Source organism: Streptomyces wuyuanensis (genome assembly GCF_900103455.1).
Classification (GTDB): Bacteria; Actinomycetota; Actinomycetes; order Streptomycetales; family Streptomycetaceae; genus Streptomyces; species Streptomyces wuyuanensis.
In genome coordinates, this window is record NZ_FNHI01000030.1 from 26,756 (window position 1) to 45,989 (window position 19,234).

Genomic DNA, 19,234 nt, shown 5'->3' on the forward strand with positions numbered 1-19,234 from the left:
GACCGGGCGGCACAGGAGCCGCGTCACGCCGGCGCCCCGGCGGACGCGCTAGTCGTTGAACCGCTCGGCCAGCTTCCGGGCCAGTCCCTGCGCCTTTTCCTGCAGTTCCTTGCTGTCCGGGATCTCCGTCACACGGGCGGGCTGCTCGCCGTAGTCGACGGTCACGATCACATTGGATGTGCGGAACACCACGCTCACCGTGCGGTGCTGGGCGGTGGAACCGGCCCGGGTGAGGACGTCGTCGAGGAACGCGGCGTCACCGAGGCCGTCGAGCACGCGCGGCTCAAGGCCCTCGGGAGCGGTGGGGGAACCGGAGGCGGTTCCGCTGGGGCTGCCCGAGGGGGGCTCGCTGCCGGCGCCGGGGGAACCGGTCACCGGGGCACCCGTGCCGCCCGCGGCGGGCGCGGGGAGCTGGGCCGCGTCCTGCTTCCTCGTGTACACCTCGAGGGCACGCTGGTCGTCGCTGACGTCCTGGGCGTAGGACACGACGCGCTCGACGTCGATGCGGAGGTTGTGCGAGGCGTCGGGGGAGTCGGCCTTCCAACTGCAGCCGACACGGCGGTCCGTGTCGTACGTGACGGCGGCGGTACCGCGGAAGATCTTCTCCTGCTGCTCTTCGGGCAGCTCGGCCGCGCCGGGGAGCAGGTCCCTGAGCATCGAGCGCTCGACCGCGCCGCACGGCTCGTAGAGCGTGCGGTACTTGCCGGGCGCCGCGACCGGGCCCGCGGTCTCGCCGGCCTTGGACTCGGTGGTGGTGCCACCGTCGGTGGATCCGCCGGTGCAGCCGGTGACGAGCGCCGCGAGAAGCGCCGCAACGCCGGGTGCGTACCCCTTTCGCCGCACGTTTCCAGGCTCCCTTCTCTGCCGTCCTGCACGTCCGGCCCGGTCCGGTCGCCGGCTGGCTCCCGGTCCCTGCCGTGGCCGCTCGCGGCGAAAACGTGTTGCCGCCCGATGCGCGCCGATGGACACAATGTGTATCGCACGCGCAGCTGTGAACGCCGGTTCGATATCCCTTTTCTTGAGCTTGGCGCCGGTTTTGCGTTATCAGGCTTTTTGGGGGAATCGAGGAAGTATGTCGTATGTAGAGGTGCCCGGTGCCAAGGTGCCGATCCGGATGTGGACGGACCCGGCCGCGGTCGAGGACGGCGCGATGCAGCAGCTGCGGAACGTCGCGACTCTGCCCTGGATCAAGGGGCTCGCGGTGATGCCGGACGTGCACTACGGCAAGGGCGCGACGGTCGGCTCGGTGATCGCGATGCACGGCGCGGTCTGCCCGGCCGCGGTCGGCGTCGACATCGGCTGCGGGATGTCGGCCGTGAGGACCTCGCTCACCGCGAACGATCTCCCCGGCGATCTGTCCAGGCTCCGCTCCAAGATCGAGAGGGCGATCCCGGTCGGGCGCGGAATGCACGACGACCCGGTGGACCCCGGGCGGGTGTACGGATTCCCTTCGACGGGATTCGACGATTTCTGGTCGCGGTTCGACGACGTCGCCGACCCGGTCAAGTTCCGCCGGGAGCGTGCGGGCAAGCAGATGGGGACGCTCGGCTCCGGGAACCACTTCATCGAGTTCTGCCTGGACGAGACCGGCTCCGTCTGGCTGATGCTGCACTCCGGCTCGCGGAACATCGGCAAGGAGCTCGCCGAGTACCACATCGGCGAGGCCCAGAAGCTGCCGCACAACCAGGGCCTGGTCGACCGTGATCTCGCGGTGTTCGTGTCGGACACCCCGCAGATGGCGGCGTACCGGAACGACCTCTTCTGGGCGCAGGAGTACGCCAAGTACAACCGCGCGATCATGATGGGGCTGTTCCAGGAGGTCGTCCGCAGGGAGTTCAGGAAGGCGAAGGTCGCCTTCGACCCGGTCATCTCCTGCCACCACAATTACGTGGCGGAGGAGCGGTACCAGGGCATGGACCTGCTGGTCACCCGGAAGGGCGCGATCCGCGCCGCGTCCGGCGACTTCGGGATCATCCCCGGCTCGATGGGCACGGGCTCGTACATCGTGAAGGGCCTGGGGAACGAGAAGTCGTTCAACTCGGCCTCGCACGGCGCCGGCCGCCGGATGAGCCGGAACGCTGCGAAGCGGCGGTTCTCGACCCGGGATCTGGAGGAGCAGACGCGGGGTGTGGAGTGCCGTAAGGACTCCGGCGTCGTGGACGAGATCCCGGGCGCGTACAAGCCGATCGAGAGGGTGATCGACCAGCAGCGGGACCTCGTGGAGGTCGTCGCGAAGCTGAAGCAGGTCATCTGCGTGAAGGGCTGACGTCCAGTACGCCACGTGATCGACGGGCCCCGGACTCCGCGTCCGGGGCTTTGTGGTCTCCGGGCCGGCCCGGCGGTGTGCGGTTGGCCGGCGATCCGCGGCGGGGAGGGAGGCAGTGGCGGAACTCCCCTGTGCCGGATGCCGTCTCCCGTTGTTTCGCCTTGTATTGAGGGTTTGACACAAGATCCCGGCCAGGGCATCTTGTATCCACCGCTTGGTACAAGATGATCTGGGGGGATCTCCGTATGCTCGACACCGTCCCGCTCCAGACCCGGTTCCTCGACCACGCCGACTACTACGCCCGCTGGTCCTGTCTGGCCATCGGCTTCGTGGCCGCACAGCAGTTGGTCGAGATGGAGAGCGACGACATCACGATGCCCCTCGTGGTCGCCATCACCGCTTTCGGCCTGTGCGCGGTGGGCGGTGTCCTGCTCGGCGACGCCCTGACCCTGCGTCCCCAGGGAGCGGTGCGCACCGCGAGTCTCGCCCCGCGCCTGGTCCGGGACCAAGTGCCGCCCCGTATGGCACCCCTGCTTCTGCTGCAGGCGGCGTCCCTCGTCGCCCTGCTGGTGATGGGTGCGGTCACCGCTTCGTCCGACCCCGACCGGATGGGCAGGGCGGGGCGCGTCATGACCGTCATCTGTGAAGGGGTGCCCGCTTCTCTCGGCCCCTGGCCGGGCCTGTACTACAGCGGCCCGATGTTCGCCGCCCTCGCGGTCGGAACCCCCGCCTGCGTCTGGGCCCTGCGCCGTATCGCGCACGGCCCGGGCGACGACCAGCAGCGGCGCGACCGCGCCTGGGCGATTACCGGAGCCTGGGGGCTGATGGTGTCGAGCCAGGTGCTGCTCGTCGTTCTGATGGTCCTTGTCGCGCTCACGGAGAACGACTGCGTCGGGCCGCTGGGCGCCGCCACCATCGTGCTGATCTGCCCCCTGGGCCTGCTGAGCCTGTTCACGTCCGGATGGTCTCTGGTTACCGTGGTGGCGCCCCGGGCGGTCGACGACGAGGCAGCCGACGATGGGACTTTCGACGATGAGTGACCCCGCCGTCCGCGTCGACACCACCAGCCAGGTACCGCCGTACGAGCAGATCCGCGCGCAGCTGGCCGCGCTGATCCGCATTGGCCGGCTGGCCGAGGGCGAGCGCCTGCCGACCGTGCGTCAGCTCGCCGCCGACCTCGGTCTCGCGCCGGGCACTGTGGCCCGCGCCTACCGCGAGCTGGAGGCCGCCGAGCTGATCCGCACCCGCCGTGGCGCGGGCACCCGGGTCGCGGCGCTCCCGTCCGAGCCGCACGCGCACGATGCCGATCAACTCGCGACTCTGGCGCGGGACTTCACCTCCGCCGCCCGATCGCTCGGCGCCGGGACCGAGGACATCCTGACCGCCGTCCGCGACGCCCTGGACCCGGGGGCCGCCTCCTCTTCGGCCGCGGCCGACAGCGGAGCTGGCGGCCCCAAGACGGCCGACGTGTCGACGCAAGCCACAGGCGTGAGGAACAGGCTTGGGCGGCAGGCGTAGGCAACAGACGTAACAGGCGCAGGTGACGCCGGGTTTGCGTCACCTGCAACGCGATGCCGCGGCCTCTGGAATGTTCCGTTCCTGCGGTCCTGACGCAGCCGGAGAACCTCCCGTCCCGGACGATCGACCGGCAGCGGGACTCGTGGAGGTCGTCGCGAAGCTGAAGCAGGTGAACTGCGCGAAGGGCTGATCGCCTGCTTCGCCCCACGGCAGAGGTCCCCGGACTCCGAAGTCCGGGGACCGCTGCCGTGGGCGCGGGTCATCGGCCCGGCGGTGCGGCGGCGTGCCGTGGAGCCGGCGTCGGCCGGAGCCCGAACCGAGTGGTCGCGGGCCCCTGTGCGGGGTGAGCGCCGTATCGGCTGACGGCGCCGGCCAGCCCTCCGCCGCCGGTGGCGATGCCGCCGTAGGGCCTGGGCGCGGAGAAGGGGGGAGCGGTCGGCCGGCACGTCGTTCCGGCCGGGGGGAGCGTGCCGTCGATCAAGTAGCGGCTTTCGTGCGCCTGCACGCAGCTGCTGGGATTGACCAGCGCGGTGTGCCCGTATCCCTCGTGGGTGAGCAGGCGGGCGTCCGCCAGCTCCCGGGCCATGGCCTGTGCGTTCGTGTAGGGGGTGGAGGGGTCGTAGGTCGTGCCGACCACCAGGACGGGGTGCGCCGTCGGCTTGTTCCACGGGCCGCGGTAGCGGTTCGTGGCGGACGAGGGCCAGGTGGCACACGCCTCGGCCGCCCAGGTCCAGAAGCGTCCGCTGTCGCCCGCGCGGAGGGCGGCTGCCTCCTCCAGCGCGTGGTAGGCCCCGGGGTCACGGGGATTGGGGCTGTCGCCGCAGAGCACGGCGCCGGCCTGTTCCTCGCCGAGGTACGGGTCCGGATGCGGGACCGGTGGTGCGGGCGGGAGCGGGGACGGTTCCGGAGCGCGGCCGCGCCACAGCTCCTGGAGCCTGCCGGCGAGGTCCGTCCAGCCCGGGTGGACGACGTAGAGGCCGTTCACCACGTCTGCGAACGTCCGGCCGTAGGTCCACGGACCCACGGGATTCTCCCGGAGCCGCTGCATCAGCCGGTCGAACTTGCCCCGGGTCGCTTGCGGACTCCCGGCGGAGAAGGCACAGCGTGAGGCGGTACCGGATCCGCACAGGCTGAGGAACTTGTCCAGGGTCGAGGCGGCGGTGCGGTCCGATCCCATGCGCAGGAACGTCGTGAGCCGGGCGTCGTCGGAGGAGCCGTTCGTCCACGCCCGCGGGTCGATGTTGCTGTCCAGGGTCATGGCGCGGATCTTGCCGGGAAAGAGGCCGGCGTAGGTGGCGCCGAGGATCGTGCCGTAGGAGATCCCGAAGTAGGTGAGCTGAGGGTCGCCGACGGCCTCGCGGAGCCGGTCGAGGTCGCGGGCGGTGTCGGTGGTCGACACATGGCGCAGCAGCTCGGGGTCTCGCTGTTCGCAGCGCCGGGACAGGTCCTTGTACGCGGCGATCCACTCCGCCCGCTCCCGCTCACCCACCGGGAAGCCGGCCGGCTTGCCCGAAACCCAGGCGTCCGCCTCCTCGCGACTGCCGAAGCAGTTCACCGCGGTGCTGCTGCCGATCCCGCGGGGATCCCAGCTGACGATGTCGAAGCGCTCCCGTACCTCACGGGGGAAGTTCTCGTAGTTCTGCGGCATCTGCACCGTCCCGGGCCCTCCGGGGCCCCCGGGGTTGAAGAACAGGGTGCCGATGCGCCGTCCGGGGCCGGTCGCCCTGCGCTTGATGACGGCCAGTTCGATCGCTCGGCCGCTCGGCTTCGCGTAGTCGAGCGGCACCTGCGCCGTCGCGCAGTCGAAGGGACTGCCCTGGACGCAGGGGCTCCAGTCCAGCTTCGGGGCGGGCTCAGGAGGCGGGGTCGCGCCGCCGGCCGGGGCGAGATCCGGCCCGACGAACAACGCCGAGCAGAAGACCGTCGCGGCAAGGGCCGTGGCGTGATGCCGGCGACCCGTCGTATGTCCGGATATGTGCATACTCCGCCCTCCTCGTTCGCAGCCGAGCGTCCGATGCCGCCCAGGTACCGGGCGTCGGTACACATCGGCCTCAACACCATCGCGGCCGGACGGGGTGCGCCAGCGGGCCGCAGCCGAATGGCCGAGCCGCCCGAACCCGGGCCGAGGAGACCGACGTCCGGGTCGGGCGGGCGCTCGTGTGGCGCCTCGCCCAGCGGCGTGCGTGGGGGGAGGGGTGGACGGCTCGGTGGTGTCACCGGGGCGTCCCGAGAGGTGCCGACGTATTCAGGGCGGGGCGCCGGGGCGGGCGCGGGGCGGGCTGCCGGAGAAAGCGTGCTCAGGTGGTCGGGCAGGCCGCAGGTGCGGTCGTGCTCACGGACGGCCCGTCGCGGTCGTGCCCCGGCACCGGCGGCCGGGTCCGGCCGTGTGCGCGGTGGCGCGGGCGGGAACGGCCGCTGGGCCGGGCCGGCGGCCAGAGGAGCGAGCCGGGTCAGTGCTGCCGGTGGACCTTCGTGTTCGACGCCTGGGCCCGGGGGCGGACGATCAGCAGATCGATGTTGACGTGAGCAGGCCGGGTGACCGCCCAGGTGACGGTGTCGGCGACGTCCTCGGCCGTGAGCGGTTCGGCCACGCCCTCGTAGACCTTGGCGGCTTTCTCCGCGTCGCCCCGGAATCGCGTGGTCGCGAAGCCCTCCGTCTTGACCATGCCGGGGGCGATCTCGACGACGCGGACCGGTGTGCCGACGATCTCCAGACGCAGGGTCTCGGCGAGGACGTGCTCGCCGTGCTTCGCGGCGACATAGCCCGCGCCGCCCTCGTACGTGCCATGGCCGGCGGTGGACGAGAGGACGACGACCGTGCCGTCGCCACTGGCGGTGAGCGCGGGAAGCAGGGCCTGTGTGACGTTCAGCGTGCCGATGACGTTGACCTCGTACATCTGGCGCCAGTCGGCGGGGTCGCCGGTCGCGACCGAGTCGGCGCCGAGGGCTCCGCCGGCGTTGTTGACCAGGACCTTCACGGGCCCGGAGCCGTCGAGGGAAGCCGCGAAGGCGTCGACGGCGGCACGGTCGGTGACGTCGAGGGGATGGGCCGTCGCCCGATGCCCGGCGTCCGTCAGTTCGGTGGCGAGGGCTTCGACCCGGTCCTTGCGCCGGGCGGTGAGGACCACGTGGTAGCCGGCCTCGGCGAGACTCCGTGCGGTGGCGGCGCCGATTCCGCTGCTCGCTCCGGTGACGACGGCGATGGGCGTGGCGGTCATGACGGCTCCTCGGTCAACTGATCGTTACCAGAAGTCAGGATAGGCAGACGGTCACCGGCCGCGCGGCGCGTACATGATCACCGCCATGCCCGCCAGGCAGATCAGGGCGCCCAGGACGTCCCAGCGGTCGGGGCGGTAGCCGTCGGCCACCATGCCCCAGGCGATCGAACCCGCCACGAACACCCCGCCGTAGGCCGCGAGGACACGGCCGAAGTCGCCCTGCGGCTGGAACGTGGCCACGAACCCGTAGGCGCCGAGGGCCAGGACGCCCGCGCCGATCCAGATCCAGCCCCGGTGCTCCCGCACGCCCTGCCACACCAGCCAGGCGCCGCCGATCTCGAAGACGGCGGCGACGGCGAACAGGAGCACGGAGCGGGCGACGACCATGGGGTCAGCCTGGCATCTCCGGGGCGGTGGCCGAGCCTCGGGGCGCCGTTACGCGCCGGGTGCCCGGGTGCGGTCCGCTCCCGCCGTGCCCTCGGCTCAGTCCTGTGCCCATGCGATGTATCCGTCCGGGCGGACCAGGAGAGCCGTGCGGGTCGAGCCGCTGTAGTGGGCCCTGGCGACCGGGCCGGGCGCCGCCGGTGCGCAGGCCGTGTCCGCGACGTCCGGTGCCACCAGGACGAACTCGCCCCTGCGCAGCAGCTCGTAGAGCCGGCCCTCCCTGAGTGCGAGATCGGGGGCGCGCCGGCCGGTCAGCCGGTGGGCCCCGCGCGGGGCGCCGTAGGAGATGCCTATGCCCGAGATCATGCCCATCGCCTTGTCCGCCGCGGGCCGAACCACGTTGAGGAGGCTGGTCGCGAGGGCGCGCCCGAGGCGCTCGAGCGGTGTGTGCGCCATGGCGAGGCGCACGATCGCCCCGCTGCTGCGCACCACCTGGGCGCCGACCGGGTGCCGCTCGGCCTGGTACGTGTCGAGGAGGCCGTCGGGGTCCGGGGCGTCGTGCCGGAGGACGGCGACGAGCTTCCAGGACAGGTTCGCCGCGTCCTGCAGGCCGGTGTTCATGCCCTGGCCGCCCGCGGGGGAGTGCACATGGGCCGCGTCCCCGGCGAGGAAGACCCGCCCCCGGCGGTACTCGGGGACCTGGCGCTCGTCACTGTGGAAGCGGGAGAGCCAGCGGGGGTCCCGCATGCCGTAGTCGGTGCCGAGAGCCTGGCGGGCGACCTCGCGCACGTCCTCCAGGTCGACCGGCCCGTCGTCCGGCCGGGAGTCGTCGCGCCGCCAGCCCATCACCCGGTACCAGCCGTCGCCGAAGGGGGCGATGAAGGCGAAGGCCCGGCCCGTCCCGTTGACCGTCAGCAGATTCTCCGGCTCCTCGGAGAGCCGTACGTCCGCGAGCAGGATCGAGCGGATGGCGGAGACGCCGGGGAAGGGCAGGCCGAGCGACTTCCGCACCGAACTGCGCATCCCGTCCGTGCCGACGAGGTAGCGGGACCGCAGCACCGTGTCGCGACCGTCCTCGTCGTGGAGCTCGGCGGTGACCGATCCCCCGTCCTGGCTCAGGCCGCGCAGCCGGGTGCCGTACCGGAAGTCGGCCCCGGCGTCGCGCGCACGGCGCTCCAGCAGCCGCTCCACCTCGTACTGCGGGGCTATCAGCAGATACGGGAAGCGGGATGCCAGCCGGGACAGATCGAGGGAGAGCCGGCGGAACAGCCGCAGGCCCGTGATCGGCGTGCCCTTCGCCACCAGCTCGTCCGCCAGACCCCGGGCGTCGAGGAGCTCCAGCGTGCGTGCGTGCACTCCGAAGGCCCTGGTCAGGTTGCTCCTCGTCGGCGGCCTGCGCTCGATGACGGTGACGCGGACGCCTGCTGCCGCGAGGTCGCCGGCGAGCAGGAGCCCGGTGGGCCCCGCCCCCACGACCGTCACGTCCGTCTCCGTGGCGGCGGGGGTGTTCGGGGCGGCGGTCTGTTCGGTCATGGCGGTGCCTCCTGTCGGCACTCGGGCGCCGGGGCGCCGGTGTCTTCTTGCCGGAGCACGGGCAGCCCGGCGCACTTGGCTCGGCGAATGCGGTCAACGGATGTTGGCCAACGCTCGTTGGCAACGTTAGATCGGCGCACGCTGGCGTGTCAACGCCTGTTGGCCTACATTTGTTGGCATGAACTCGGAACCACCTCCGGCACCGCGCCGCTCGGACGCCACCCGCGCCGCGATCCTCGAAGCCGCCCGTGAACGCTTCGCCGCGGACGGGTACGAGCGGGCCACGATCCGCGCCATCGCCAAGGACGCGGGAATCGATCCGTCGATGGTGATGCGGTACTACGGCAACAAGGAGGGGCTCTTCGCCGCGGCGTCCGAGATCGACCTGCGGCTGCCCGCGCTGGGGGCGATGCCCGGCCGGCACATCGGGGCGGTGCTCGTCGCCCACTTCCTCGACCGGTGGGAGCACGACGAAGTGCTGACGGCGATGCTCCGGGTCGGCGTCACCAACGCCGCCGGTGCCGAGCGCATGACGGAGATGTTCCGGGGGCAGCTGCTGCCCATCGCCGCCGGAGTGTGCCCCGTACGGGAAGAGGTTCCGCGCCGGGCCGCGCTCGTCGCCTCGCAGATCCTGGGAATGGCCCTCGCCCGCTATGTGCTGCGGATCCCGCCGGCGGTCGGGATGAGCCGGGACGAGGTGATCGCCTGGCTCGCCCCGACGATCCAGCGGTATCTCACCGCCGAGAGCCCGTAGCGGTCCCGGGCGACGTGGCGGTGGACCCGCCGCCGGGGGGCCGGTGCCGAGCCCCCGCGCTGCGGGCGGACGGCGCCATGCGCCGGACGCGGTCAGGCGGCCGCGTCGCCGAACTCGCGCAGCGCACCCTCGACGATCGCCTGAAGACGGGCGTGGTGCGCGCCGCGCCAGTAGACCCGCTCACAGGCCGTGCACTGCGCGAACACGTCGTACGAACGCTGCGTGCCCTGCTCCAGCTGGTGCTCGACGGCCGTCTTGTCCGTGTCCGCGAGGCAGCCGTTGCAGGCCGTGCAGCGGGTCCACGGCTCGAGAGCGGGTGCGAACCGCTGCAGCACGTCACGGAGCTGGTCGTCGGGGCGGTCGCTGTAGACGTACGCACCCGCCCACAGCTCCCGGCGGCGCAGGAGACCCCGGTCCCGGGACAGCATCACGCGCTGCTCGCGCGCCGAGAGCGCGGCCAGTGCGGCGTCGCCGATGTCCTCGCTCTCGTACGCGGCGTCGACGCCCAGGAGCCGCAGCCGCCGCGCAAGGGTGCCGAGATGGACGTCCAGGAGGAACCGGAGAGGGGCGCCCGGCACCCGCTGCGGACGCTCGACGCCCAGGACCCGGACGTGCTCGCCCTCGGCGGGGACGTACGAGGTCTCGACACGGCTGCCGTCCACCAGCAGCCGCCCGGCCTCGGTCAGCGGGACCCCGAGCGACTCGACGACGTGCCCGAGGCTCGACGAGCCGTCCGTGACGAGGGCGGTCCGCCCGCCCCGGCGCTCCGCCGGGACGAAGAGCCGCAGCTCGGGGGCGAAGCTGATGTGGATCTCCGGTCCGTTCACGCCGCCAGGATGCCATCGGGCGGACGGCGCCAGCCAGCGGTTTCCGCCGGGCCCGGGGCGCTCCGGGCCGCCGCGTGGGAAGCGCGGGCACGGGCCGGCTGGGAGGCCGTCCGGTCATCACCGAACGGGGAACGCCGGCCGCCGCCGGGCCCGGTGCGCTCCGGGCCGCCACCGCCGGGAGGGAGTCGCCGCACCGCCGGCGCCGGGAACGAGCCGCCTCCGCGCTCGATCCGGTCGGTCGATCCGGTCCCTGCCTCTCGTCGAGCCGTCTCCGCCTGCGGTCCGGTCCCCTCCCGGGAGCCGCCCCGTTGATCGGACCCGGCCCGGCCTCTGCGGGACGCCCCCGCTCAGAAACCGGTCCCTGCCCCCTCCGGAGCCGAGCCCGCCCGGCCCGGCGCCGGCTCGCCGAGGTCGAGGCGCCAGTCGTTGCTGCGCAGCGGTGTGCCCGGCGGGTACTCGAAGTCGCACTCCCCGATCAGGGAAAAGCCCGCCTTGCGGCACACCGCGTTCGACGCGACGTTGCCGACGGAGGGAAAGGCGTGCAGATGGCGGTGCTTGTGCGCCGCGCGGGCCTCCTCCACGACGGCCAGCGTCGCGGCCGTCGCGATCCCCCGCCCCTGGAAGCCGGGCAGGACGCTCCACCCCGTCTCGTAGACCTCGCCGCCGCGCCAGGTCTTCTCCCAGAACCCGATCGATCCGACGGGCTCCCCGCTGTCCGCCGACACCACGCGGTACATCCGCCCCGACCCCGACCGGTCCGCGCTCAGGGCGACATAGCGCCGGTGCCGCTCGGCCAGTCTCTCCTCCGGCTCCGGTCCCCCGAGGTACTCCGTCAACTCAGGTGCGTTCAGGGCCCGGAGCAGCTCGAGGTCGCCCTCCGACCAGGGCTCGATCCGCACAACCGTTGTCGTCTCGTCCATGACCGGCACGGTACGCCCCCGCACCGACAACGCCCGGAGCACGAGCTCAGCCGGAGCACGAGCTCACCCGGGTGTTCTCGTCGCCGCGTACGCCGTGGGCGGGACACCGACCGTCGTGGTGAAGTCGCGTACGAGATGGGCCTGGTCGCTGTAGCCGAGTTCCGCCGCGAGGGCCGCCCAGTCCGGCTCGGCGCCCCGGGGACGCGCTCCGGCCGCGCCCGCACCGGGCGCGGCGGTGCGCCCGGCCCGGTCAGCGGCGGGGCCGTCCGCCTCGGCTCGCTCCAGTGCCTCGTGGATGCGGTAGCGCAGGATGACCCACTTGGGCCCGACACCGACGTACGCGGCGAAGAGCCGTTGCAGGGTCCGCGGCGAAATCCCTTCCACCGCGGCGAGTTGGGCCACCCTGCGGATCGTGCGGTCCGTGCGCACCAGCTCGACGAGGGCCATCGCGTGGCGCGCCTGCGGATCCGCCGCCGGTCGCAGGGAGAGGAGGAAGTCGTCGAGGGCGGCCACCCGGGCGTCCTCGACGTCGGGGACGACGACGGCCGAGGCGTCCACCGCCGCCGTGAACACGTCGGCCGCCGGCACCCGCCGTCCGGTCCACGCCGACACCGGCCGCGCCGGAGCGAACGGACGGAACCCGCCGGGCCGGAACTGCACTCCGCAGACCCGCCCTCGCCCGTGCAGCTTCTGCGTGAAGAGTCCGAGACCGATGCCGGCGACCTCGCACCACGGCTCCCCGTCCCCGTACCGCTGGAAGACGGCGTTCACCGACGGATGGGGAACGACGTGCGTGACGTACGGCTCGGGCAGGTCCCAGTCGACGAGCCAGTAGTGCTCCAGGTAGGGGCGCAGGGGAGGGGCCGGTTCGCGGCGCCGGAACCGTACGCGGGCGAACAGCTCCGGGGCGTCCACGATCCCTCTGGTGTCGCGCCGCGGTCCCGGCTCCCCGGCCGCGCGCGCCCCGTCGGCGGACTTCGACCCGCCGGCCCCACCGGGCTCGCTCCTGGTCGCCATGCCGGGATCCTATGTCGCGTTTGTTCAAGACGCCCGGGCTGCGGCGCGGCCACCGTTGCGGCATGAAGACCATCAGTGAACTGCTCGCCGCGACCACCGAGCGCGCGCTCCCCGTCCTGCGCGGGGTGACCGAGGACGCGCTCACCGCTCCGACCCCCTGCCCCGAGTACGACGTACGCGCGCTGATCAACCACCTGCTGCAGGTCGTGGTCAACTTCCAGGCGCTGGCAGCCAAGCAGGACACCGACTTCTCCACGACGCCGGACCGCACGGCGGAGGGGGACTGGCGGGAGATCTTCGCCGACGAGACCGCGCGCCTGGTCAAGGCATGGGCCGGGCCGGGTGCGGAGGAGGGCACCACGGGCGCGCTCGGCCTTCCCGCGAGGACCGTGGGGCACATGGTGCTGGCCGATCTGACCGTGCACGTGTGGGACCTGGCGCGCGCGACGGGCCGGGAGTACGCACCGGATCCGGAGGTCGTCGCTGAACTCGGCCCGGCGGTCGAGGAGATGGCGCCGCAGGCCCGCCGGTACGGAGCGTTCGGTGAGCCGGTCAGCGTTCCGGCGGACGGACCACCGTTCGCGCGGGTGCTGGCCGCGACGGGCCGTGATCCGCGGTGGAGTCCGAGCTGACCCGGCCGGCACCCGTGCCGGCGGCCACGTCCGTGGCCGTGTCGCCGTTCGCGCCGGGGCCCGCGCCGTCGTACAGCCACGCCAGCCTCGCGTAGGCCTCGTCGACGATCTCCTCCGCCGCGGCGAGCATCTCCCGCTCCGCGAGCCGGGCTCCGGCGTGCGCGCGGGGGTGCTCGTAGGCGTAGACGTACGAGCACACGCCCGGATAGAGGTGACGCGGCACCACCCCGCGCCTGCGCCGCCGCCACCAGCTGTCGCACACCGCGTAGAGACCGCTCGCGCAGAGCGTCAGCGGGATGCACAGGGCCAGCAGGACGTCACCCACGCCGGACCTCCTCGGGCTCGGAGAACTCGTGTCTCGTGTCAGGACCGTCACGGCACGTCGGAGCGACTCCCGACGGGCGCAGTCCGGACATCGGCAGCCAGAGCGCCCGGCTGGAGTTAGTTCACCGTTCAAAAGGATGTCCGGCAACGGCGTGTGAACGGACCGAAAGACGCCGGGGACGCAGGATCACCGCAGGACTCTCACCGGACTTTCGCCACCCGTGTCCGTCGCGCGGCCGGGCGACGACCTCCCGGTCGCCGGCCCTCACCCACCGGGTCACGCACCTGCTCACGGTCCGCGGACAAGGGGCGCACGGAGGGGCCCCAGCCGCGAACCACCGCACACCGTCCGTCATTTACAACCGACTTCCCGTTCGAGAGGCTGGCGGTGAGGCATCACCCCCTGCCCGCCCGGGAGTCCGCGTTGTCGATGATCCGTACCCTCGGTCGCGCGGTACGCCGCGCCTACCGCCGCACGGTCGACCTGAGCCATCCGGCCCGGTCGCCCCTCGGCAGTGCCGTCGTCAACTGCGTGGGCTACGCGGACGGGGTACGGCAGGCCGGGAGCTGCCCGGCCGCGGAGGCGCTGCGCCGGGTCCGCAAGGAGAACGACTCCGATCCCACGAGCAACAGCTTCGTCTGGATCGGACTGCACGAGCCCTCCCGCGAGGAATTCGACGAACTCGCCGAGCTGTTCGGGCTGCATCCGCTCACGATCGAGGACGCCGTCGACGCGCACAGCAGGCCGAAGGTCGTGCCTTACGACGACACCCTGCTCGCGGTCTTCAGGACGGTCGGGTACGCCGGGCACGCCGAGCCGACCTCCACCAGCCAGGTGGTGGAGACGGGCGAGATCACGGTGATCACCGGGCGGGACTTCGTGATCACCATCCGGTACGGCAGGCACGGCTCCCTCGGCCCGCTCCGCGAGGCCCTCGAAGCCGTGCCCGAACAGCTCGCCAAGGGCCCGTCCGCGGTGCTGCACGCGGTGGCGGACTTCGTCGTGGACGAGTACCTCGCCGTCGCGGACTCCGTCCAGGACGACATCGACGCGGTCGAGTCCGCCGTGTTCTCGGGTCATGCGGGCCGCGGCGCCGCCGGCCGGGGCGAGGCGGGCAGGATCTACCAGCTGAAGCGGGAGCTGCTGGAGTTCAAACGGGCCATGTCACCGCTGAGCCGTCCGCTGGACGCCCTGGCCCACCAGCCCGCCTCGCTGATCGCCCCGGAGACGAGGCCCTACTTCCGTGACGTCTCCGACCACCTGGCCAGGGCCGGCGAGCAGATCCAGGGCTACGACGCGCTGCTCGACTCGATCCTGCAGGCGCACCTGGCCCAGATGACCGTCGCGCAGAACGAGGACATGCGGAAGATCACGGCCTGGGCGGCGATCGTCGCCGTCCCGACGATGGTCTGCGGGGCGTACGGCATGAACTTCGAGCACATGCCGCTGACCGGCTCGGTCTACGGCTATCCCCTCGTGATAGCGGTCGTCTCGCTCGCCTGCCTCGTGATCCACCGGGGCTTCCGCCGCAACGGCTGGCTCTGAGCCGCCGCGAACGCCTCCGCCGGCGGGATCCGCGGGATGCGCCTGCGGCCCGCGGGCGTCGGAGACATCCCGCCCGGCGTCCTACGGGCGGACGGCGCCATGTGCCGGACACGGCCTCGGGCGATGCGGCGGAGCCGGCACGCCCGCCGAGGCTCCCCGGCGGCGGCACTCGCCGTCGGCGCCCCGCCGGTCCCCGTGTCCGCAGCGGCCTCGATCAGGGCCACACCAGGCAGTACGGCTGGTGCCCCGCCTCGTGCAGACGATGGCTGAAATCCTGCCATTCGTGCAGCAGCTGGTAGACGTCGAACGCGTCCCGCGGGCCACCGCGGTCCGGGACGGTGGACCAGATGAACGCGGCAGCGCCCACCGATTCCTCGCCGATGTCGCGGAGCGGGTCGACGACCGTCATCGGGAGTTTCACCACGGCGTAGTCGGGGTGGAGGACCACGAGCTCGAGCGGGGGCACCTTGTGCAGGGGCATGCCCTGAATACCCGTGAGAACCATCGCGGCTATCGTCTCGGGTTTGATCTTGGTGAACATTCCGCCCATACCGAGTTCGTCACCGCCCAGTTCCTCCGGGCGCATCGAAATCGGCACTCGGGCGGCCGTCGCGCCGTCGGGCGCGCCGAAGTACTTGTAGGTCACCCCCATGCCGCGGCCACCCCTGCTCTCCACGGGCTCGGGCGTGCCCGCCTCGTGCCGCCGGTGCCTCCCACGCCGGGCAGGCTCGGGACCCAGGTCGTCAGTCCCCTCGCCCAGTCCGCCACCGCGATGCATATCTCCACCCGACTGCTTTTAGGACGCACGGCCCCCGCCGCGCAACCCGATCATCGTGACAGTGACCTCCCCCACGGACGTGTGGTGAAACACCTGTCCGCAAGAACGTCCCGTGCCTCTGACACCATGGATTCCGTGAGCTTTCCCTATGACGCCCCAGTTTCGCAGACGCTTTTCGACCGCGCGTCCCTCGTGACGCCCGGCGGCGTGAACTCTCCCGTCCGTGCTTTCCGCGCCGTGGGCGGTACCCCCCGGTTCATGGTGTCGGGTACCGGCCCGTATCTGACCGACGCCGACGGCCGCGAGTACGTGGACCTCGTGTGCTCGTGGGGTCCGATGATCCTCGGGCACGCCCACCCCGAGGTCACCGCGGCCGTGCAGGAGGCCGTCGCGCGCGGGACCTCGTTCGGTACGCCGGGTGAGGGCGAGGTCGCGCTCGCCGAGGAGATCGTGGCACGAGTCGCCCCGGTCGAACAGGTGAGACTCGTCTCCTCCGGTACGGAGGCCACCATGTCGGCGATCCGGCTGGCGCGCGGGTTCACCGGACGGGCGAAGGTGATCAAGTTCGCCGGCTGCTACCACGGGCACGTGGACGCGCTGCTGGCGGCGGCCGGCTCGGGGGTCGCGACCTTCGGGCTGCCGGACACCCCGGGTGTCACGGGAGCGCAGGCCGGCGACACGATCGTGCTGCCGTACAACGACGCGGACGCGGTCCGTGCGGCCTTCCGGGCGCACCCCGGCGAGATCGCCTGTGTCATCACCGAGGCGTCGCCGGGCAACATGGGCGTCGTCCCGCCGCTTCCCGGTTTCAACCAGAGCCTCAAGGACGTCTGTGCCGAGAACGGCGCGCTCTACATCTCCGACGAGGTCATGACCGGTTTCCGTACGTCGAGGGCGGGCTGGTTCGGCGTCGACGGCGTCGTACCGGACCTGATGACCTTCGGCAAGGTCATGGGCGGCGGTTTCCCGGCGGCGGCGTTCGGCGGGCGTGCCGACGTCATGGGGCACCTCGCCCCGGCCGGGCCGGTCTACCAGGCGGGCACCCTCTCCGGGAACCCGGTCGCGACCGCCGCCGGCATGGCCCAGCTGCGGCTGCTGGACGACGCCGCGTACGCGAAGGTCGACGCGGTCTCCGCGGCCGTCCGGGGCCTGGTCACCGACGCGCTGGCCAAGGAGGGCGTCGCCCACCGGCTGCAGTCGGCGAGCAACATGTTCTCGGTGTTCTTCACCGACGGCGAGGTGCGGGACTACGAGGACGCGAAGCGCCAGGAGGCCTTCCGCTTCAACGCCTTCTTCCACTCGATGCTCTCCCAAGGGGTCTACCTTCCGCCGTCCGCCTTCGAGTCCTGGTTCGTGTCGACCGCCCACGACGACGCGGCCGTCGAGCGGATCGCCGCCGCGCTGCCCGCCGCCGCCCGCGCCGCCGCGGAGGCCACGGCATGACCGGTACGGGGATCAATACGGAAAGGACCGTCGTCCATCTCATCCGGCACGGCGAAGTGGACAATCCGGATGGCGTTCTCTACGGGCGCCGCCCCGGCTACCACCTGTCCGAGCTGGGACGCCGGATGGCCGACCGCGTCGCCGAGCACCTCGCCGACCGTGACGTCACCCACGTGGTGGCCTCCCCGCTGGAGCGGGCGCAGGAGACGGCCGCGCCGATCGCCAAGGCCCACGGGCTGACCCTGGACACCGACGAGCGGCTCATCGAGGCGGCGAACGTCTTCGAGGGCAAGACGTTCGGGGTCGGCGACGGCGCGCTCCGCAGGCCGGGCAACTGGCGGCACCTGACCAATCCGTTCCGGCCGTCCTGGGGCGAGCCGTACACGGAGCAGGTCGTGCGGATGCTCGGCGCGCTGGGCGCCGCCCAGGACGCCGCCCGCGGCCACGAGGCGGTCCTGGTGAGCCACCAGCTGCCGATCTGGATCGTGCGCAGCCACGTCGAGCAGCGCCGGCTCTGGCACGACCCGCGGCGCCGGCAGTGCACGCTCGCGTCGCTGACGACCTTCACGTTCGAGGGCGACAGGATCGTCTCGGTCGGGTATTCGGAGCCCGCGCGCGATCTCGTTCCGCCGCATCTCCTCGCCGGTGCCAAACCGGTCAAGGGAAAGTCGAAGGCGTTTGGCGCATAGTCGTCTGGCTGTCCCGCACATCCCGTGCTAACCCCGGGAACCTTTGGGTTCCGCACGCCATCTCACTGAATGCGAGTACGTACGGGGACGCGACAGGAAACGGGGACGGTCGGCATGCGCAACATCACCCGAAGGAGCCTGCTGGGAGCGGGAATTGGTGCCGCCGCGGCCCTCGGAGCCGCGGGCTGCGGCGTCGGCCCGGGCGGCGGCGGGAGGCCAGGGCGGGACGGCGGCGACGCGGGCGGGGGCGACGCCAAGGCCCCCGGCCCTGCGGAGAAGCCGGTACGGCTCATAGGCGACGGCTCGACCGCCGACACGGGAAAGCAGCCGAAGCAGCCCGAGGCCCCGGTGCCGCTCGAGCCGGGGCAGGCCCCGCCGCAATTCGTGATCTTTTCCTGGGACGGCGCGGGCGAAGTCGGCAACGGCCTCTTCCCGCGTTTCCTGGAACTCGCGGCGAACCACGACGCGGCGATGACGTTCTTCCTCTCCGGGCTCTATCTCCTGCCCGAGTCGAAGAAATCGCTCTACCGTCCGCCGAACAACCCCGTCGGCGCGTCCGACATCGGCTACCTCACCGACGCGCACATCAAGGACACCCTGAAGTACGTGCGGCAGGCGTGGCTCGAAGGGCACGAGATAGGCACCCACTTCAACGGGCACTTCTGCGGCGGATCGGGTTCGGTCGGCAACTGGACGCCCGCCCAGTGGGAGAACGAGATAGACCAGGCCGTGTCCTTCGTCACGCAGTGGAAGGGCAACAGCGGCTGGACGGAACTCGAGCCGCTCCCCTTCGACTACCGCAAGGAACTCGTGGGCGCCCGCACCCCCTGTCTGCTCGGCCAGGACAACCTCCTGCCGACCGCGAAGAAGCTGGGCTGGCGCTACGACGCGAGTTCCCCGGGCGGCCGCCAGAAGTGGCCCGAGAAGCGCGGCGGCCTCTGGGACCTGCCCCTTCAGGCCGTGCCGTTCCCCGGCCACTCCTTCGAGGTGCTCTCGATGGACTACAACATCCTCGCCAACCAGTCCGGGAATTCGACCAAGGGAGTTCCCTCGCGCTACCCGGGCTGGCGCAGGCAGGCCACCGAGGCCTATCTCAACGGATTCCGGCGGGCCTACGAGTCCAATCGCGCGCCGTTCTTCGTCGGCAACCACTTCGAGCAGTGGAACGGCGGCATCTACATGGACGCGGTCGAGGAGGCGCTGAAGTCCATGGCCGGGAAGAAGGACGTGCGGCTGGTGTCCTTCCGGCAGTTCTGCGACTGGCTGGACGTGCAGGACCCGAAGATCCTCGCGAAGCTCCGCACTCTCGAGGTCGGACAGTCTCCGGAGGGCGGCTGGAACGCCTTCCTCAAAACCGCCGCGTAGCCGGCCCGGCGGAATGCGGC

The 19,234-nt window shown here is 72.0% G+C and carries 18 protein-coding genes and 1 pseudogene; 9 read left to right on the forward strand and 10 right to left on the reverse strand.

Annotated elements, in window-relative coordinates:
• Window positions 1–48 precede the first annotated feature (48 nt).
• Window positions 49–843 (reverse strand): hypothetical protein, encoded by a 795-nt coding sequence (locus tag BLT82_RS32820; RefSeq protein WP_093661538.1) that lies wholly within the window; start codon window positions 841–843, stop codon window positions 49–51.
• A 229-nt stretch (window positions 844–1,072) separates the two neighbouring features.
• Between BLT82_RS32820 and BLT82_RS32825 the strand changes: the two genes are divergently transcribed.
• The 3 genes and pseudogenes from BLT82_RS32825 to BLT82_RS32835 all read left to right on the forward strand — a co-directional run.
• Entirely contained in the window at window positions 1,073–2,266 is a 1,194-nt protein-coding gene (locus BLT82_RS32825; protein ID WP_093661540.1) for an RtcB family protein, read from the forward strand.
• 245 nt (window positions 2,267–2,511) lie between these two features.
• Window positions 2,512–3,306 (forward strand): hypothetical protein, encoded by a 795-nt coding sequence (locus tag BLT82_RS32830; protein WP_208868112.1) that lies wholly within the window; start codon window positions 2,512–2,514, stop codon window positions 3,304–3,306.
• A pseudogene (locus tag BLT82_RS32835) lies at window positions 3,299–3,673 on the forward strand (GntR family transcriptional regulator); the annotation flags it as partial. The gene BLT82_RS32830 and the pseudogene BLT82_RS32835, both read left to right, overlap by 8 nt.
• Window positions 3,674–4,043: 370 nt before the next feature.
• Here BLT82_RS32835 and BLT82_RS32840 read toward each other — a convergent pair.
• From BLT82_RS32840 to BLT82_RS32855, 4 genes are all read right to left on the reverse strand, one after another.
• Entirely contained in the window at window positions 4,044–5,765 is a 1,722-nt protein-coding gene (locus BLT82_RS32840; protein ID WP_093661546.1) for an alpha/beta hydrolase, read from the reverse strand.
• Between the two features lie 469 nt (window positions 5,766–6,234).
• Window positions 6,235–7,002, reverse strand: a complete 768-nt coding sequence (locus tag BLT82_RS32845) for an SDR family NAD(P)-dependent oxidoreductase (protein WP_093661548.1) — start codon at window positions 7,000–7,002, stop codon at window positions 6,235–6,237.
• A 51-nt stretch (window positions 7,003–7,053) separates the two neighbouring features.
• Entirely contained in the window at window positions 7,054–7,389 is a 336-nt protein-coding gene (locus tag BLT82_RS32850; protein WP_093661550.1) for a YnfA family protein, read from the reverse strand.
• Window positions 7,390–7,485: 96 nt separating this feature from the next.
• On the reverse strand, window positions 7,486–8,919 hold the full coding sequence (locus BLT82_RS32855; RefSeq protein ID WP_093661552.1) for an FAD-dependent monooxygenase: 1,434 nt from the start codon (window positions 8,917–8,919) through the stop codon (window positions 7,486–7,488).
• Window positions 8,920–9,097: 178 nt separating this feature from the next.
• Between BLT82_RS32855 and BLT82_RS32860 the strand changes: the two genes are divergently transcribed.
• Window positions 9,098–9,673, forward strand: a complete 576-nt coding sequence (locus BLT82_RS32860) for a TetR/AcrR family transcriptional regulator (protein ID WP_093661554.1) — start codon at window positions 9,098–9,100, stop codon at window positions 9,671–9,673.
• Window positions 9,674–9,765: 92 nt separating this feature from the next.
• On the opposite strand, the gene BLT82_RS32865 is transcribed toward BLT82_RS32860, so the two are convergent.
• The 3 genes from BLT82_RS32865 to BLT82_RS32875 all read right to left on the reverse strand — a co-directional run bounded on the left by BLT82_RS32865 (window position 9,766) and on the right by BLT82_RS32875 (window position 12,437).
• The gene (locus tag BLT82_RS32865; protein WP_093661556.1) at window positions 9,766–10,500 is read right to left on the reverse strand and encodes a Mut7-C RNAse domain-containing protein; all 735 of its coding nucleotides are present in this window, start codon (window positions 10,498–10,500) and stop codon (window positions 9,766–9,768) included.
• Between the two features lie 347 nt (window positions 10,501–10,847).
• Complete coding sequence (locus BLT82_RS32870) at window positions 10,848–11,420, reverse strand: GNAT family N-acetyltransferase (RefSeq protein WP_093661697.1); 573 nt, start codon at window positions 11,418–11,420, stop codon at window positions 10,848–10,850.
• Window positions 11,421–11,483: 63 nt separating this feature from the next.
• Complete coding sequence (locus tag BLT82_RS32875) at window positions 11,484–12,437, reverse strand: helix-turn-helix domain-containing protein (protein WP_244529828.1); 954 nt, start codon at window positions 12,435–12,437, stop codon at window positions 11,484–11,486.
• A 62-nt stretch (window positions 12,438–12,499) separates the two neighbouring features.
• Between BLT82_RS32875 and BLT82_RS32880 the strand changes: the two genes are divergently transcribed.
• Window positions 12,500–13,069 (forward strand): TIGR03086 family metal-binding protein, encoded by a 570-nt coding sequence (locus tag BLT82_RS32880; protein ID WP_093661701.1) that lies wholly within the window; start codon window positions 12,500–12,502, stop codon window positions 13,067–13,069.
• Here the strand turns inward: BLT82_RS32880 and BLT82_RS32885 are convergent.
• Window positions 12,990–13,394, reverse strand: coding sequence for a hypothetical protein (locus BLT82_RS32885; RefSeq protein WP_093661558.1), 405 nt, complete (start codon window positions 13,392–13,394; stop codon window positions 12,990–12,992). The genes BLT82_RS32880 and BLT82_RS32885 overlap by 80 nt on opposite strands.
• 429 nt (window positions 13,395–13,823) lie before the next feature.
• On the opposite strand from BLT82_RS32885, the gene BLT82_RS32890 reads away from it, so the two are divergent.
• Entirely contained in the window at window positions 13,824–14,939 is a 1,116-nt protein-coding gene (locus BLT82_RS32890; protein ID WP_093661560.1) for a magnesium and cobalt transport protein CorA, read from the forward strand.
• 214 nt (window positions 14,940–15,153) lie between these two features.
• Here the strand turns inward: BLT82_RS32890 and BLT82_RS32895 are convergent, their stop codons facing one another.
• Window positions 15,154–15,717: a hypothetical protein gene (locus BLT82_RS32895; RefSeq protein ID WP_093661562.1), complete on the reverse strand. Its 564-nt coding sequence runs from the start codon at window positions 15,715–15,717 to the stop codon at window positions 15,154–15,156.
• A 126-nt stretch (window positions 15,718–15,843) separates the two neighbouring features.
• Between BLT82_RS32895 and hemL the strand changes: the two genes are divergently transcribed.
• The 3 genes from hemL (at window position 15,844) to BLT82_RS32910 (ending at window position 19,214) form a co-directional block, all read left to right on the forward strand.
• Window positions 15,844–17,160 carry a glutamate-1-semialdehyde 2,1-aminomutase gene (hemL, locus tag BLT82_RS32900; protein WP_093661564.1) on the forward strand — a complete coding sequence of 439 codons (1,317 nt, stop codon included), beginning with the start codon at window positions 15,844–15,846 and terminating at the stop codon, window positions 17,158–17,160.
• A complete protein-coding gene (locus BLT82_RS32905) occupies window positions 17,157–17,849 on the forward strand; it encodes a histidine phosphatase family protein (protein ID WP_093661566.1) in 693 nt (230 codons plus the stop codon). Before hemL ends, BLT82_RS32905 begins: the two co-directional genes overlap by 4 nt.
• 114 nt (window positions 17,850–17,963) lie before the next feature.
• Complete coding sequence (locus BLT82_RS32910) at window positions 17,964–19,214, forward strand: polysaccharide deacetylase family protein (RefSeq protein ID WP_093661568.1); 1,251 nt, start codon at window positions 17,964–17,966, stop codon at window positions 19,212–19,214.
• The last annotated feature ends 20 nt before the right edge of the window (window positions 19,215–19,234 follow it).

Excerpts from the sequence above, each read along its gene's own strand:
- BLT82_RS32875 (WP_244529828.1), bottom strand. The coding sequence starts at position 12,437 with ATGGCGACCAGGAGCGAGCCCGGTGGGGCCGGCGGGTCGAAGTCCGCC.
- BLT82_RS32910 (WP_093661568.1), top strand. The coding sequence starts at position 17,964 with ATGCGCAACATCACCCGAAGGAGCCTGCTGGGAGCGGGAATTGGTGCC.
- BLT82_RS32845 (WP_093661548.1), bottom strand. The coding sequence starts at position 7,002 with ATGACCGCCACGCCCATCGCCGTCGTCACCGGAGCGAGCAGCGGAATC.
- BLT82_RS32855 (WP_093661552.1), bottom strand. The coding sequence starts at position 8,919 with ATGACCGAACAGACCGCCGCCCCGAACACCCCCGCCGCCACGGAGACG.
- hemL (WP_093661564.1), top strand. The coding sequence starts at position 15,844 with ATGGATTCCGTGAGCTTTCCCTATGACGCCCCAGTTTCGCAGACGCTT.
- BLT82_RS32905 (WP_093661566.1), top strand. The coding sequence starts at position 17,157 with ATGACCGGTACGGGGATCAATACGGAAAGGACCGTCGTCCATCTCATC.
- BLT82_RS32870 (WP_093661697.1), bottom strand. The coding sequence starts at position 11,420 with ATGGACGAGACGACAACGGTTGTGCGGATCGAGCCCTGGTCGGAGGGC.
- BLT82_RS32850 (WP_093661550.1), bottom strand. The coding sequence starts at position 7,389 with ATGGTCGTCGCCCGCTCCGTGCTCCTGTTCGCCGTCGCCGCCGTCTTC.
- BLT82_RS32890 (WP_093661560.1), top strand. The coding sequence starts at position 13,824 with ATGATCCGTACCCTCGGTCGCGCGGTACGCCGCGCCTACCGCCGCACG.
- BLT82_RS32840 (WP_093661546.1), bottom strand. The coding sequence starts at position 5,765 with ATGCACATATCCGGACATACGACGGGTCGCCGGCATCACGCCACGGCC.
- BLT82_RS32830 (WP_208868112.1), top strand. The coding sequence starts at position 2,512 with ATGCTCGACACCGTCCCGCTCCAGACCCGGTTCCTCGACCACGCCGAC.
- BLT82_RS32860 (WP_093661554.1), top strand. The coding sequence starts at position 9,098 with ATGAACTCGGAACCACCTCCGGCACCGCGCCGCTCGGACGCCACCCGC.
- BLT82_RS32895 (WP_093661562.1), bottom strand. The coding sequence starts at position 15,717 with ATGCATCGCGGTGGCGGACTGGGCGAGGGGACTGACGACCTGGGTCCC.
- BLT82_RS32825 (WP_093661540.1), top strand. The coding sequence starts at position 1,073 with ATGTCGTATGTAGAGGTGCCCGGTGCCAAGGTGCCGATCCGGATGTGG.
- BLT82_RS32880 (WP_093661701.1), top strand. The coding sequence starts at position 12,500 with ATGAAGACCATCAGTGAACTGCTCGCCGCGACCACCGAGCGCGCGCTC.